The organism is Acinetobacter sp. ACNIH3 (assembly GCF_002918965.1).
Classification (GTDB): domain Bacteria; phylum Pseudomonadota; class Gammaproteobacteria; order Pseudomonadales; family Moraxellaceae; genus Acinetobacter; species Acinetobacter schindleri.
Genome location: NZ_PQLP01000001.1, coordinates 75609 through 90099 on the forward strand (window position 1 = coordinate 75609; position 14491 = coordinate 90099).

Genomic DNA, 14491 nt, shown 5'->3' on the forward strand with positions numbered 1-14491 from the left:
ATTTGCTTATTGAATATATGTACAAAATATATACAGAAAATTTTAAGCTGAGCTAGGCAAACTTCGATTGATTAGTTAGGAATGCGCATTTAAACTACAGCCATTCCAATATTATAAAACCCGTGCTCTGGAGATAAACGGATGTCAGCTCAGTTTGACCATGTTTCAGTACTTAAGAAATCAAATGTATATTTTGGCGGTCTGTGCATCAGCCATGTGGTTCAGTTTGAAGATGGTACGAAAAAAACCCTGGGAGTCATTCTACCGACTGAAACCCCACTTACATTTGAAACACATGTGCCTGAGCGTATGGAAATTATTTCCGGTGAGTGCCGTGTGCAGATTGCAGATAGCGAAGAAAGCGAACTGTTCCGTGCTGGTCAGTCTTTCTACGTGCCAGGCAATAGCCGTTTTAAAATCGAAACTGATGATGTATTAGATTACGTTTGTCATTTTGAAGGCTGATTTTATTATTTCATCTCCCTAACCGGACTGAAGCTGATCAGGAAATTTTCTGCCGAATCGGTTAAACTTAATTTATACAGAAATCCTGTGAAGCTGGCTTTGCAGGATTTTTCTTTTGCAGCATATTTCCCAAATTAATTTAGAGGTCGTTCATGGCTAAACCTGAGTATTTTTATGGCGTACATTCAGTTGAGTCATTACTGGAGCTTGAGCCTGAACGCGTCCTGACGCTGTTTACTCTGAAAGGTCGTGATGATCAGCGCTTAAAGCGTGTATTAGAGCTTGCTGAACCGTTTGGGATTAGTGTGCAACAGGCTAGTCGCGACAAACTGGAAAAACTGGCAGGTTTGCCGTTCCATCAGGGGGTGGTAGCAGCAGTACGTCCGCATCCAATTTTAAATGAAAAAGATTTAGAAGAGCTTTTAAAACAAGATTCGCAAGCACTTTTATTAGCGCTTGACCAAGTCACCGATCCGCATAATCTCGGTGCCTGTATCCGTACGGCAGCAGCCATGGGTGTTGTGGCTGTAATCGTGCCACGTGACCGTTCTGCAAGTTTGACACCGACAGCGCGTAAAGTCGCAGCCGGTGGTGCCGAAAAAGTTAAATTTATTCAGGTCACCAATCTGGCACGTACCTTGGGTCAGATCAAAGATGACTTTAATGTCCGCGTTGTGGGGACTATGCTCGATGAGAAAGCATTACCAATTCAGCAATTTGATTTTACTGGTACTGGTGTCTGCGTGGTAATGGGGGCGGAAGATACCGGTCTGCGTCCAATTACGCAAAGTCAGTGTGATCAAACGGTTTATATTCCGATGGCAGGCAACTTGCAAAGTTTAAATGTCAGTGTTGCAACAGGTATGGCTTTATATGAAGCCTGCCGTCAGCGTAATGCTTAACCCCTGATGAGATTATCCACACGTGCACAAGGTTATTTTTTCCTCTTAACGACCATGTGTATCTGGGGCGGTTTTACTTTAACCGCTCGCCTGAATGCAATCTGGCAGATCAGTGCCTGGGATATCGTCGCACTACGCTTCTCTCTGGCTTTTCTGATTCTCATGCCGATTTTAATCTATCGTAAAGAGGCTTCTTTTTTATTGAAAAAAGAATCTTTTATCCTGGCTATGATCGGTGGAGTGGTGTATTGCCTGTTTGCTTATAGCGCATTCCATTACGCGCCGACTGCCCATGCCGCCATTTTCTTGAATGGCTGCATACCGTTGTGTACCGCAGTGATGGCTTATTTTCTGATGAATCAGGCTTTTGATAAACATACCTGGATCAGTCTGAGCATTATGATCGGGGTGCTGTGTCTGATGAGCGTACTGATGTATCAGGAAACAGGTGTGGCCTTTGGGGCAGGGGATGTCCTGTTTTTCATCAGTGCGATTTTATGGGGGATATTTACGGTCTTGTTACGTAAATATCAACTGTCTGCCTGGCAAGCCATGTGTGGCGTGGCAATTTGGTCGGCTGTGGTGTATGTGCCGATTTATCTGCTGTTCTTACCTAAAAATTTAACTATACCTGAGCCCCACCATTTACTATTTCAAACACTTTTCCACGGGGTGTTTGTGGTTATTATTGCGACTCTAACTTATGTAGAAGCGATTAAGCGGCTTGGCGCATTTAAAGCAGGCAGTATTACCAATCTGGCACCTTTTATTGCGGCTATTCTGGCAGTGCCCTTGTTGAATGAAACGCTGAGTCTGGCGATGGTCTGTGGTCTGATCGGGATGGCAATCGGTGCCTTGCAGCCATGGCGCTGGCTGCAACATCAGGACAGTTTGGCCATCAAACTTGAAGAACAAAAAAAGCAGTCTTGATGACTGCTTTTTTTATTAGTTCAGAGCCCTTTGCAAATATTGTTCATGTAGAGGCTGTAGATGCGCATATAAGTGCTCCAGATGGCCATCATTTAATACGATATCATCCGCCAGTTGCTGTTTTTGTTCACGGGGCATCTGAGCAGCAATAATGCGATGAATCTGTTCAATATTTTGACCATCACGCTGTGCAGCACGCTGGATCTGCAACTCAATCGAAGCATCAATCAGTAAGGTATGGTCGGTAAGTTCATGCTGATTGGTTTCAAACAGCAGGGGAGACACCAGAATCACATAAGGACTTTGTGCATCCTGTAATTGCTGAATAATCGATTGGCGAATTGCGGGATGAGTAATGCTTTCTAAGATTCTACGGGCATCATTGGATTGGAAAATATGTTCGCGTAAAGCACGACGGTTTAAGGTTCCATCTTTCTGTAATACCCAGTCACCAAAAGCTTGCTGAATTTGTAGCAGTGCTGGCTGACCGACTTCGACAATCTCGCGTGCCACAACATCAGCATCCACGACCACAATACCATGCTGTTCAAACCATTGACTGGCAGCAGATTTGCCGCTGCCAATACCACCTGTCAGACCTAGTGTAAATTTCAAATTATTGACCTAAATAGACTTTCATAATCTGCTCGCCCCACAGGAAAGCGATCCAGCCGGCAATGGCAATATAAGGACCAAAAGCAAAAGGCTGATTTTCCTTACGTACTTTTAACAGAATAATGCCAATAATTGCACCAACGAGTGATGACAATAATACAACTAGTGGCAACATTAACGGTCCCATCCAGGCACCTAAAGCAGCCAGCAATTTAAAGTCACCATAACCCATGCCTTCTTTACCAGTTACTATTTTGAACAGGTAGTACACGACCCATAAACACAGGAAGCCGATGATATAACCCCAGATGGCTGAAGTTGGTGAGGTGTAAATTGCATAGCTATTTACCCCTAAGCCTAAAGCTGCAAGCGGAAGGGTATAGCGATCTGGAAGCAGCTGGGTATCAAAGTCAATAAAGGTTAGTGCAATGAGAATATAAGTCAGCACCAGACCGAACAACATTTGTATTGTAGGACCAAATACAGCCAAAACGGTCAATGCACAAACTGCTGTTAGAATTTCAATGAATGGATAACGGGCACTAATTGGATTTTGACAGTTCGCACATTTACCACGCAAGGCTAACCAGCTGATCACGGGGATATTTTGATACCAGCGAATTGATGTATGACATTTTGGACAGGTCGACGCAGGTTTACTTAATGTAAGCTTGCTTTCATCAATGATCGGTTGATCAGGGTGTAAAAACAGCTGGCAGTCGTTACGCCATTCCTGTTCCATCATTTTAGGGGTGCGGTAAATTACGACATTCAGGAAACTACCGATACAGAGACTAAAAAGCCCGACTGCAATATAGAGCGCAGTCGGGTTTTGAGTGAAATATAAAATAAGATCTTGCATTAAACCACGGAACCCATCTGGAAAATTGGCAGGTACATTGCAATAACAAGACCACCTACAAGCACACCAAGAACGGCCATAATCAATGGCTCCATCATGGAGGTCAAACCATCAACGGCATTGTCGACTTCATTTTCATAATGGGTCGCAACTTTATCCAGCATGGCATCTAGTGCACCAGATTCTTCACCAATCGAGACCATTTGCACGGCCATAGAAGGAAACTTATTGGTAACACGCATGGCGAATTGCAGTTGTTGGCCAGTAGCAACATCCTCACGAATTTTCATTACCGCATCTTCATAAACTACATTATTTGTAGCGCCTGCAGTTGATTCCAGTGCATCAATTAATGGAACACCAGCAGCAAAAGTCGTTGCCAGAGTACGACTATAACGAGCAATAATCGCTTTATAAACCAGATCACCAAAGATAGGCGCTTTTAGTGCAGCCTTATCCAAGAAATCACGGAATTTTTTACTGCGTTTTTTTGCTTCCAGGAAAGCAGTAATGACTACACCAATCCCAATGATCAGCAGGAACCAGTATTTCTGCATCCATTCAGACATATTGACTACCATTTTTGTAAATGCTGGCAAGTCTGCACCAAATGACGAGAAGAGATCCTGGAAGACTGGAACGACTTTAACCATCAAAATAATCGTAACAATAATTGCAACAACAACCACTGTTGCTGGGTATTTCATGGCTTTTTTAATTTTCTGCTTTAACAGTTCACTTTTTTCTTTATAAATCGCAACACGATCCAGCATAGTCTCTAAAGCACCCGATTGTTCACCGGATTCAACCAGCGAACAGAATAGCTTATCAAAGTATTGAGGATACTTGCGCAGTGCACCTGCAAAGGTATTTCCGCCTTCAACCTCACCTTTAATCCCGAGTACAACCTCGCGCATTGAAGGATTTTCAAGGCCTTCCGCTACAATTTCAAAGCCTTGTACGAGTGGTACACCGGCTTTCATCATGGTAGCAAGCTGACGGGTAAAAATGGTGATATCCAGTGTGGTCACTTTTTTCTTCATCAGGCCTTCAAGAATATTCTTCTTTTTTTCTCGAATACTCTTGATACTGATACCCTGCTTACGCAATGTGACCTTGGCCAAGGCGAGGTTACGTGCAGGTATTTCCCCTTTAATCTTTATACCTTTACGGTCTACCCCTTCATAGGTAAAGGTCGGCATCATTTGACCTTTTTTCACTGAAGCCATGAGTTTATCCTTATTTTATAGCAGCACCTGATCATTCGCTGGTAACACGATTGACTTCCTGAAGAGAAGTCACCCCCTGCATTACCTTTAATAACCCTGATCGGCGTAAATTGTTAAAACCTGCGCGTGCGGACGCTTCGGCAATCTCAATTGCATTGCCATCTTCCATAATAATACGTGAAATCTCTGGTGTCACTTTCATGACTTCATAAATACCGACTCGACCTTTATACCCTTCACGACATTCGTTACATCCGACAGGTTCAAAAATACTAAATTCCGGATTCTGTAAATCATCATCGCTAAAGCCCATTTCAAGCAGGCTCTGACGTGGAATATCTGCCGGTTTTTTGCAATGTGGGCAAAGGCGACGCGCCAAACGCTGAGCAATAACCAAATTCACCGAGGTGGCAATGTTAAATGATGGCACACCCATATTACGTAAACGGGTCAGGGTTTCTGGTGCGCTGTTGGTATGTAGTGTTGACATCACCATATGACCTGTTTGTGCTGCCTTGATTGCAATCTCTGCAGTTTCCAGGTCACGGATCTCACCGACCATGACAATATCAGGATCCTGGCGCAGAAATGATTTCAAGGCAGCAGAGAAGGTTAGGCCGACTTTATTATTGACGTTAACCTGATTGATCCCTTGCAAGTTAATTTCAACGGGGTCTTCAGCAGTTGAAATATTGGTGTCTTCACGATTCAGGATATTTAAACCGGTATAAAGAGATACAGTTTTACCAGAGCCTGTCGGACCGGTAATTAACAGCATACCTTGAGGCTTATCTAGTGCCTCCATAAATAAGGCTTTTTGATCAGGCTCATACCCCAAAGCATCAATACCCAGCATGGCACTCGATGGATCCAGAATACGCAGTACCAGTTTTTCCCCAAACAAGGTTGGAAGTGAGTTGACACGGAAATCGATAGCCTTATTTTTAGAGAGTTTTAACTTGATCCGGCCATCTTGAGGCACACGCTTCTCGGAAATATCCATTTGTGACATAACTTTAAGACGTGAAGCCAGACGTGTTGCAAGCTGTAAAGGTGGCGTGGCGATTTGACGCAAGACCCCGTCGACACGGTAACGCACACGGTACATTTTTTCATAAGGTTCAAAGTGTAAATCAGATGCACCCATACGGATTGCATCAATCAGTAACTTATTAATATATTTAACAATGGGTGCTTCATCACCTTTATTGTCATCCTCATCATCTTTATTCGGGTCAGAGTTATCGATATCAACATCTAGATCAAAATCATCATCAAAGTCAAAGGTGCTTTCTTCAGTAAAATTCTGCTCGATCAGTTTTTCGAGTTTATTATGTTCAACAATGATGGTTTCAATATTGAGTTTGGTCGCAAAACGGACAGCATCAATTGCTTCGATATTGGTCGGATTGCTGGTCGCGATAAACAGAATATTGCTATTTTTAAAGATTGGCAGCACGCGGTGTTTGGTAATGATCTTTTCATCAAAATCTTCGCGTACGATCAGGGCAGGATCATAGGCACTGATATCAAATAGCGGTTCACCGAATTCAAGAGAAATCGTTTCTGCGATTTTGGTTGGCGAGAGGCGGTGATGTTCAATCAGATAGGGAACAATATCAATTTTATCTTTTTTGGCACTGCTCAAAGCACCCTGCATATCTTCTGCGGATATAACCCCTTCATCGACAAGTCGACGAATAAACCCCGTAAATCTTGGAGATCCCTGAATTGCTGTCATGCTCTAATATGCCCGTGAATCAAAATTGTTTTAATTGCTTTATCAAAATTATACGTTGCTTGCGTAAAATTACCATAGCGTAAAATGCTGCCTTCTTCGCATTAATATTCAAAATACTGAATGAATCCTAAGAAGTGATCCCCATAATCTTAAGTGATAACAAAAAATGAGCAGTTTGAACAGACCTGGCACTGAAAATGCCGCAAGAAAACTCTTCTTCAAATTTTCTAATTCCGTGTAGAATGTGCCCAATTAAAGATAGGTATTCAGAATAGGTTGTTTATGTCGTTGTCGACGATTACCCCATGGGTAGTGGGTAACTGGAAAATGAACCCGCTGCAGACAGATGCGCAGATATTGCTTCGTGGGGTGAAAGATTTACTTGAATCTACACCGATTTCAGCAGAAAAGTGTCATTTAGGCGTAGCCCCTGTAGCAATTGCACTCACTCAGGTTCAGGCTGAAATGGCTTCCGCCGTTCGTCCGGTTTATGCCGTTGCTCAGGATGTATCTCGTATTGCAGGCATGGGCGCCTATACGGGCGAAGTGAGTGCAGAACTGCTGGCAGACAGTGGTATTGGTTATGTTCTGGTAGGACATTCTGAACGTCGTGAAATCTTTGGTGAGTCACGAGAGATTCTCAATACCAAAATCAAAAATGCTTTAAATGCAGGTTTGACTGTGATTTATTGTGTAGGTGAAAGTCTGGAACAGCGTGAAGCCGGTCAGGCGGAAGCTGTGGTATTGCAGCAGATCTGTGATATCGCGGCTGTAGTTGAAGCAGAGCAATGGAAGAATATTGTAATTGCCTATGAACCGATCTGGGCGATTGGTACTGGTAAAACTGCTTCTCCGGAAGATGCACAAGCGATGCATGCTCAGATCCGTCAAGGTCTAAAACAGATTACTGGTTATGGTGAAACCACTGCAATTCTGTATGGTGGTAGTGTTAAACCTGAAAATGCAGTAGAGTTGGCAGCCTGTCCTGATATCAATGGGGCACTGGTGGGTGGTGCATCACTCAATGCCGATTCATTTCATAAAATTGCCCAGGCATTTGCAAATACACAATAATTAGGAGTTCAGCATGCAAACTTTTGTGCTGGTAGTACATATTATCTTAGCGATTTTGATGATTGTCTTGATTTTAGTTCAGCATGGTAAAGGTGCAGATGCTGGTGCATCTTTCGGTGGTGGCGGTGCTGCGACTGTTTTTGGTGCTTCAGGTTCAGGTAATTTCCTGACCCGTTTGACTGCAGTATTTACGGCATTGTTCTTTATTACCAGCTTGACTTTGGCGGTATTTGCCAAAAAGCAGACCACAGATGCTTATACTCTGAATAGCGTTCCAACGACTCAGACTGCACCTGCTCAATCGGCTGAAACTTCACCAACTGCACCAAAAACTGGTGAATAATTTCGCCAAAGGCTTTCTTTTTGTGCATGATGCGAATAGAATGCCTGCAGCTGCGGTGGTGGTGGAATTGGTAGACACGCTACCTTGAGGTGGTAGTGCTTTCGGGCGTGGGGGTTCAAGTCCCCCCTTCCGCACCAACTTATAATCCAGAACATAAGTTGGTGTATGCAGCTAAAAAACTTCTGTTGTTGCGGGATGGAGCAGTCTGGTAGCTCGTCGGGCTCATAACCCGAAGGTCGTTGGTTCAAATCCAGCTCCCGCTACCAATCAATCCTTTTATAAAGACGCAAACTTTAAAGAGGCAACTTGAAACCAGTTTTAAGTTGAGAAGAGTTATTTGCATGTTGTTGCGGGATGGAGCAGTCTGGTAGCTCGTCGGGCTCATAACCCGAAGGTCGTTGGTTCAAATCCAGCTCCCGCTACCAATCCTTTAAAGACGCAAACTTTAAAGGCAGTTCTATGAACTGAAAAGTTTTTTGTACGCTGATGCGGGATGGAGCAGTCTGGTAGCTCGTCGGGCTCATAACCCGAAGGTCGTTGGTTCAAATCCAGCTCCCGCTACCACTTTTTGGAAAGTGTGGTTTCGTTATTTTAATCAGTTGCAAGCTCGTCGGGCTCAACTCTTTATAAAATCTCGAAGATCGTTGGATTAAAGTCCAGTGAGCGCTGCCAATTTTTCAGCGACAAAAGACCAACATATCGATAGAGATAGTTTTGATTGAAAACTTATCGTCTTTTGTATATAATTTTTGCACGTTGATGCGGGATGGAGCAGTCTGGTAGCTCGTCGGGCTCATAACCCGAAGGTCGTTGGTTCAAATCCAGCTCCCGCTACCAAGTTTCTTAAAAGAGGCTCACAACTATGGTGGGCCTTTTTGCACAGTGGGATTTGAAAAAATCCGAAATTGTGCATTAATTGGGGCGATTTACGCCCTTTTTTATTGGCTATCGTGTAGTGTCGACAAAATTTGGTCATATCTCCATGTTTCACTACTACTATAGTTTGTATTGGTTTGTAGTGGTCAAATAGATCATAAAATCGCACCAGATGACGAGAGTAAATGAAGCTATCAAATAAAACTCAAGCACTTCAGGACTTGATTGCACCTGCAGTTGAAGCCTGTGATGTAGATCTTTGGGGAATCGAATTTGTTCCTCAGGGTAAACGTTCTCTATTACGTATTTATATCGACAAGCCAGTCGATCCAACTGCTGAACCGGTCATCAATGAAGACGGTGAAGTGGAGCAGGGCCGCGGAATTGGTGTGCAGGACTGCGTACGCGTTACCCAACAGGTGGGCGCGATGCTAGACGTACATGATCCGATTTCAGGTGAATATGCACTTGAAGTGTCGTCTCCAGGCTGGGACCGTCCATTCTTCCAGCTTCAGCAAATGGCAGATTATATCGGTCAGACCGTTGCCTTACGTCTGATTAGTGCGGTGGACAACCGTCGTAAATTCCAGGCAAAACTGGTTGCAGTCGACCTTGAAAATGAAATGATTCAGGTAGAAGTAGAAAAGCAGCAGGTTCTGGACATCGACAGTCACAATATCGATAAAGCAAATTTGGTCTATCAAGATTAACTAAATCAATAAGAATCTGAACGAATAGGTGACATATGGCACGTGAAATTCTTACCGTCGTTGAAACGGTTAGTAACGAAAAAGGTGTACCTCGTGAAGCAATTTTTGAAGCACTAGAACAAGCTTTAGTTGCAGCGACCAAGAAGAAGTTCTACGAAGGAACTAACTCGGAAGAAGCACGTTTACGTGTAGAAATCGATCGTAAAACTGGTGACTACCGTACTTTCCGTCAATGGGAAGTGGTTGCAGACGAAGATCATGAAATGCCAGCTTGTCAGGATGCCATCTCTGATGTTGATCCGGCAAAATGGTCAATCGGTGACATTCGTGAGCTGGAAGTTGAGTCAATCGATTTCGGTCGTATTGCTGCACAGATTGCTAAACAGGTGATTGTACAAAAGATTCGTGAAGCAGAACGTGCACTGGTTGCTGATGCTTATGAATCTAAAGTCGGTGAGCTGATCTACGGTGAAGTGAAAAAACAAACCAAAGACGGTTTCATTATTGACTTAGGGGATAATGCTGAAGCATATCTTGCACGTGAAGAAATGATTCCGAAGGAAATCCTTCGCCCGAAACAACGCGTGAATGCGATTCTTTTCAATGTCAACCGTGAAGGTCGTGGTGCTCAGCTACAGCTTTCTCGTGCTAAACCTGAAATGCTGATCGCATTGATGAAAAAAGAGATTCCAGAAATCTCGGAAGAAATCATTGAAATCAAGGCAGCCGCACGCCAGCCAGGTGTACGTGCCAAAATTGCAGTGAAAACAAATGACCACCGTATTGATCCGGTTGGTGCTTGTATTGGTATGCGTGGTACACGTATCCAGGCAGTACAACAGGAACTCAATGGTGAGCGTATTGATGTCGTAGTATGGTCAGATGATCCTGCTCAGTACATCGCAAGCGCACTTGAACCAGCAGATGTATCCAGTATTGTTATCGATGAAGATGCACGTACTGCAGACATCATTTTCGCAACGAGTGATCAGTTGGCTCGTGCGATTGGTTCACAGGGTCAGAACGTTCGTCTGGCATCGGAACTGACTGGCTACAAGCTGGATATGATGCTGGAAGAAGAATACTACGCACGTCAACAAAGCGAAGCACAAAAATACCTGGACATGTTTGTAACACGTCTGGATATTGCTGAAGATTTGGCTATGGCGTTGGTAGAAATGGGCTTCACCTCGCTTGAAGAAATTGCATACGTACCTGCAGAAACGTTTGATGAAATCGAACTGGATGCGGAACTGGTTGAACTACTGCAAAGCCGTGCAAAAGAAGTTGCACTTGCTGATGCATTACAACAGCAAGAAAACGTACAAGCGCCAAGTGAAGAACTTGTTGCAATGGATGGCATGACAGCAGAGATCGCGCAAGCTCTAGCAGCTCGTGGTGTGGTAACAGTGGATGACCTTGCAGATCAGGCAACTGACGATATCGCAGATATTGAAGGTTTAGGCGCTGAAAAAGCGGGTCAGCTCATTATGAAAGCGCGCGAATCATGGTTTAACTAGGAGGTAGTATATGACGGACAAGTCGATTAAAGAGTTAGCCCTCAAATTGGGTCGCCCAGTTGAGAAGCTCCTGGAACAGGTTCGTGAGGCAGGTTTACCACAGAGCAAATCTGACGAAATTATTACCGCCGAACAACAAGATCACCTGATGAGCCATGTGAAAAAATCACAAGGTTCGGATGGTCATGCAGGACAAATCACGTTGAAACGTAAAACGACCAGTACGGCTAAAGTAGCCAGTACTTCGGGTAAGGCAAAAACCATTAATGTAGAAGTTCGCAAGAAACATACATTTACTAAGCCTGATCCAGAACAAATCAAGGCAGAAGCACTGGCAAAAGCGCAAGCTGAACAGCAAGCAAAAGCTGAAGCTGAGCAAAAACCAGCAGCGCCGAAGCCAGCTGATGCACCAAAATCAGGTGCAAACAATGCCAGCAAAGCATTAGAAGCAATGCGTGCTGCTGCGAAACAAACCAGCGACAAGCAAGAAGTTTCTAAAGCGGCTGTAGTTGTAAAACGCAAATCTACAAACAAACCAATTGTGAAGCAGGTTGTTAAACCGACTGAAACTGCTGAACAGAAAAAAGCACGTGAAGCGCAAGCAGCACAACTCAAAGCTGTTGAAGAAGCTGCACGTCGTAAGGCTGCTGAAGAAGCGCAACAACGTACGCTTGAACAAATGCGTCAAATGGCCTCTAAGTACACGGCGGAAGATACCACAGCAACGATTCGTGTTGTTGATGATTCTCCTCTTGCTGCTGGTCTGGTTGGCCAAGCATACGAAGACTCTTTCGCAAAAGAAGACCGTGAAATTAAACGTGGTACGAACACGAATAATACTCGCTCATCTAAGAAAGGTGGTCGTCGTGGTGAAGAGCAATCTTTCCGTGATAACTCACATAAACGTGGTCTGAAAACAAGTCAATCGAACAAACATGGCTTCGAAAAACCTGTTAAGAAACAAGTTTATGACGTTGAAATCGGTGAAACGATTGTCGTTGCTGATCTGGCTGCGAAAATGGCAGTTAAAGTTCGTGAAGTCATCAAATCACTGATGAAAATGGGTGAACTGGTTACTCAGAACCAGGCGATTGACCAGGAAGTTGCTGCGCTGATCGTTGAAGAAATGGGCCATCATCCGGTACTGGTTTCTGAAACTGCAGCAGAAGATACGCTGATGGAACAAGCTGAAGAGGCGCGTGGTGTGCAATCTACACGTGCACCTGTTGTTACCATCATGGGTCACGTTGACCATGGTAAAACATCGCTGCTTGACCGTATTCGTCGTGCCAAAGTGGCTGCGGGTGAAGCGGGTGGTATTACACAGCATATCGGTGCTTACCACGTAACAACTGATAAAGGCATCATCACTTTCTTGGATACTCCGGGACACGCAGCATTTACAGCAATGCGTTCACGCGGTGCGAAAGCGACTGATATTGTAGTGTTAGTTGTGGCGGCAGATGATGGTGTAATGCCACAAACTGCTGAAGCAATTGACCATGCGCGTGCTGCGGGTACGCCAATCATCGTTGCGATCAACAAAATGGATAAAGAATCTGCTGATCCAGATCGCGTATTGAATGAATTGACGACCAAAGAAATCGTGCCTGAACAGTGGGGCGGTGACGTTCCTGTGGCCATGGTTTCTGCGCACACAGGTGCCGGTATCGACGAGCTTCTTGATCTGATTTTAATTCAGGCTGAACTTCTAGAGCTTAAAGCTTCTGAAGAAGGTGCTGCACAAGGTGTAGTTATTGAAGCACGTGTTGATAACTCTCGTGGTGCAGTAACGTCAATCCTTGTACAAAACGGTACCTTGAAAGTAGGTGATCTTGTTCTTGCAGGTTCATCATACGGCCGAGTTCGTGCCATGACAGATGAAAACGGTAAACGTATTCAATCTGCAGGTCCTTCGATTCCAGTGGAAATCTTGGGTCTTCCAGAAGCGCCAATGGCAGGTGACGAAGTTCTTGTTGTGAATGACGAGAAAAAAGCACGTGAAGTTGCTGATGCGCGTATGGATCGTGAACGTCAAAAACGTCTTGAGCGTCAATCTGCAATGCGTCTTGAGAACATCATGGCATCAATGGGCAAGAAAGATGTGCCGATTGTGAATGTGGTTCTGAAAACTGATGTACGTGGTACATTGGAAGCATTACACGTTGCGCTTGCTGACCTGGCAACCGACGAAGTTAAAGTACGTATTATTGGTTCAGGTGTCGGTGCAATCACCGAGTCTGACGTAACACTTGCTGAATCTTCTGAAGCTGTACTTCTAGGCTTTAACGTTCGTGCCGACAACACTGCGCGTCAAAAAGCAGATGCTGACAGTATCGATATCCGTTACTACTCAGTAATCTACCAGTTGATCGACGATGTGAAAGCAGCCATGAGCGGTAAGCTTGCACCTGAACACCGTGAAACAATTCTTGGTGTTGCGCAAGTACGTGAAGTATTCCACTCTAGTAAATTTGGTGCAGCTGCGGGCTGTATGGTACTTGAGGGTACTTTACACCGTAACAAACCGATTCGCGTATTACGTGATGACGTAGTTGTGTTCCAAGGTGAACTTGAATCTCTACGTCGCTATAAAGAAGTGGTTGAAGAAGTTCGTGCGGGTATGGAATGTGGTCTTGCAGTGAAAGGCTATAAAGACATCAAACCTCTCGACAAGATCGAAGTGTATGATGTTCAACTGATTAAACGGAGTCTTTAATGGCGGGTAGTCAGCGTCTTAAGCGTATGGCTGATACAGTTCAGAGAGAACTCTCTGAACTGATTCGTCAGGAGCTTAAAGATCCACGTTTGGGTGGTCTGGTGACCATCTCGGCGGTGAAAGTCAGCCCTGATTTAGGCTATGCTGAAGTTTATGTGACTGTAATGGGTCGTGAACTGGGTGATGAGCAAAGTGAAGCGGCAAATAAAGAAACGCTGGATGTGTTAAATAAAGCGTCTGGTTTCTTGCGCCACGAACTAAGCCGTCGTATCAAGACACGTATTACGCCACGTCTGCGTTTCCATTACGACAAAACCAATGCATATGGTAACTATATGTTTGGTCTGATTGCTGAAGCTGTGAAGGATTTACCTCCAGCTGAAGACAAGAAAGATGAAGAATAAGCGCTGATCAAGTGCAATAAAAAAGCCACCTTCGGGTGGCTTTTTTATTAGGCTTGAGAAATAAAGGAAAAAGACTTTCATGCTTATTTATATCCGCTTTC

General features: G+C 44.2%; 13 protein-coding genes and 5 tRNA genes. 14 read left to right on the forward strand and 4 right to left on the reverse strand.

The features are described 5' to 3' along the window. Positions 1-141 precede the first annotated feature (141 nt). From C3420_RS00355 to C3420_RS00365, 3 genes are all read left to right on the forward strand, one after another. Positions 142-465, forward strand: a complete 324-nt coding sequence (locus tag C3420_RS00355; protein ID WP_004810087.1) for a pyrimidine/purine nucleoside phosphorylase — start codon at positions 142-144, stop codon at positions 463-465. Between the two features lie 152 nt (positions 466-617). After that, positions 618-1367 (forward strand): 23S rRNA (guanosine(2251)-2'-O)-methyltransferase RlmB, encoded by a 750-nt coding sequence (rlmB, locus tag C3420_RS00360; RefSeq protein ID WP_008306825.1) that lies wholly within the window; start codon positions 618-620, stop codon positions 1365-1367. Between the two features lie 6 nt (positions 1368-1373). Beyond that, the gene (locus tag C3420_RS00365; RefSeq protein WP_103799981.1) at positions 1374-2297 is read left to right on the forward strand and encodes a DMT family transporter; all 924 of its coding nucleotides are present in this window, start codon (positions 1374-1376) and stop codon (positions 2295-2297) included. A gap of 15 nt (positions 2298-2312) precedes the next feature. Here the strand turns inward: C3420_RS00365 and coaE are convergent, their stop codons facing one another. Genes coaE through pilB form a run of 4 tightly spaced genes read right to left on the reverse strand, consistent with a single transcriptional unit; the run spans position 2313 to position 6744 of the window. Beyond that, the gene (gene coaE, locus C3420_RS00370) at positions 2313-2912 is read right to left on the reverse strand and encodes a dephospho-CoA kinase (RefSeq protein WP_048881745.1); all 600 of its coding nucleotides are present in this window, start codon (positions 2910-2912) and stop codon (positions 2313-2315) included. A gap of 1 nt (position 2913) precedes the next feature. Then, entirely contained in the window at positions 2914-3774 is an 861-nt protein-coding gene (locus tag C3420_RS17755; protein WP_004896340.1) for a prepilin peptidase, read from the reverse strand. Continuing rightward, positions 3774-5003: a type II secretion system F family protein gene (locus C3420_RS00380; RefSeq protein WP_004810078.1), complete on the reverse strand. Its 1230-nt coding sequence runs from the start codon at positions 5001-5003 to the stop codon at positions 3774-3776. Before C3420_RS00380 ends, C3420_RS17755 begins: the two co-directional genes overlap by 1 nt. Before the next feature lie 31 nt (positions 5004-5034). Continuing rightward, positions 5035-6744 carry a type IV-A pilus assembly ATPase PilB gene (gene pilB / locus C3420_RS00385; RefSeq protein ID WP_071319780.1) on the reverse strand — a complete coding sequence of 570 codons (1710 nt, stop codon included), beginning with the start codon at positions 6742-6744 and terminating at the stop codon, positions 5035-5037. A 282-nt stretch (positions 6745-7026) separates the two neighbouring features. On the opposite strand from pilB, the gene tpiA reads away from it, so the two are divergent. The 11 genes from tpiA (at position 7027) to C3420_RS00440 (ending at position 14390) form a co-directional block, all read left to right on the forward strand. Continuing rightward, on the forward strand, positions 7027-7818 hold the full coding sequence (gene tpiA, locus C3420_RS00390; RefSeq protein ID WP_103799982.1) for a triose-phosphate isomerase: 792 nt from the start codon (positions 7027-7029) through the stop codon (positions 7816-7818). A 13-nt stretch (positions 7819-7831) separates the two neighbouring features. Then, complete coding sequence (gene secG / locus C3420_RS00395; protein WP_004896327.1) at positions 7832-8161, forward strand: preprotein translocase subunit SecG; 330 nt, start codon at positions 7832-7834, stop codon at positions 8159-8161. Positions 8162-8213: 52 nt separating this feature from the next. Then, positions 8214-8298, forward strand: a tRNA-Leu gene (locus C3420_RS00400). A gap of 52 nt (positions 8299-8350) precedes the next feature. Further along, positions 8351-8427, forward strand: a tRNA-Met gene (locus tag C3420_RS00405). Between the two features lie 82 nt (positions 8428-8509). Further along, positions 8510-8586, forward strand: a tRNA-Met gene (locus C3420_RS00410). A gap of 62 nt (positions 8587-8648) precedes the next feature. Next, positions 8649-8725, forward strand: a tRNA-Met gene (locus C3420_RS00415). Positions 8726-8921: 196 nt separating this feature from the next. Further along, positions 8922-8998, forward strand: a tRNA-Met gene (locus C3420_RS00420). A gap of 224 nt (positions 8999-9222) precedes the next feature. Further along, a complete protein-coding gene (gene rimP, locus C3420_RS00425) occupies positions 9223-9747 on the forward strand; it encodes a ribosome maturation factor RimP (protein ID WP_004810072.1) in 525 nt (174 codons plus the stop codon). Positions 9748-9782: 35 nt separating this feature from the next. Next, positions 9783-11267, forward strand: a complete 1485-nt coding sequence (nusA, locus tag C3420_RS00430) for a transcription termination factor NusA (protein ID WP_004810069.1) — start codon at positions 9783-9785, stop codon at positions 11265-11267. A gap of 10 nt (positions 11268-11277) precedes the next feature. After that, positions 11278-13986 (forward strand): translation initiation factor IF-2, encoded by a 2709-nt coding sequence (gene infB / locus C3420_RS00435; RefSeq protein WP_048881747.1) that lies wholly within the window; start codon positions 11278-11280, stop codon positions 13984-13986. Beyond that, positions 13986-14390, forward strand: a complete 405-nt coding sequence (locus C3420_RS00440; RefSeq protein WP_004810065.1) for a ribosome-binding factor A — start codon at positions 13986-13988, stop codon at positions 14388-14390. The genes infB and C3420_RS00440 overlap by 1 nt, the downstream gene beginning before the upstream one ends. Positions 14391-14491: the final 101 nt, after the last annotated feature.

What these genes read in the sequence shown, in the direction of transcription:
- C3420_RS00355 (WP_004810087.1), top strand. Translation starts at nt 142, where the DNA reads ATGTCAGCTCAGTTTGACCATGTTTCAGTACTTAAGAAATCAAATGTA.
- rlmB (WP_008306825.1), top strand. Translation starts at nt 618, where the DNA reads ATGGCTAAACCTGAGTATTTTTATGGCGTACATTCAGTTGAGTCATTA.
- C3420_RS00365 (WP_103799981.1), top strand. Translation starts at nt 1,374, where the DNA reads ATGAGATTATCCACACGTGCACAAGGTTATTTTTTCCTCTTAACGACC.
- C3420_RS17755 (WP_004896340.1), bottom strand. Translation starts at nt 3,774, where the DNA reads ATGCAAGATCTTATTTTATATTTCACTCAAAACCCGACTGCGCTCTAT.
- C3420_RS00380 (WP_004810078.1), bottom strand. Translation starts at nt 5,003, where the DNA reads ATGGCTTCAGTGAAAAAAGGTCAAATGATGCCGACCTTTACCTATGAA.
- pilB (WP_071319780.1), bottom strand. Translation starts at nt 6,744, where the DNA reads ATGACAGCAATTCAGGGATCTCCAAGATTTACGGGGTTTATTCGTCGA.
- tpiA (WP_103799982.1), top strand. Translation starts at nt 7,027, where the DNA reads ATGTCGTTGTCGACGATTACCCCATGGGTAGTGGGTAACTGGAAAATG.
- secG (WP_004896327.1), top strand. Translation starts at nt 7,832, where the DNA reads ATGCAAACTTTTGTGCTGGTAGTACATATTATCTTAGCGATTTTGATG.
- rimP (WP_004810072.1), top strand. Translation starts at nt 9,223, where the DNA reads ATGAAGCTATCAAATAAAACTCAAGCACTTCAGGACTTGATTGCACCT.
- nusA (WP_004810069.1), top strand. Translation starts at nt 9,783, where the DNA reads ATGGCACGTGAAATTCTTACCGTCGTTGAAACGGTTAGTAACGAAAAA.
- infB (WP_048881747.1), top strand. Translation starts at nt 11,278, where the DNA reads ATGACGGACAAGTCGATTAAAGAGTTAGCCCTCAAATTGGGTCGCCCA.
- C3420_RS00440 (WP_004810065.1), top strand. Translation starts at nt 13,986, where the DNA reads ATGGCGGGTAGTCAGCGTCTTAAGCGTATGGCTGATACAGTTCAGAGA.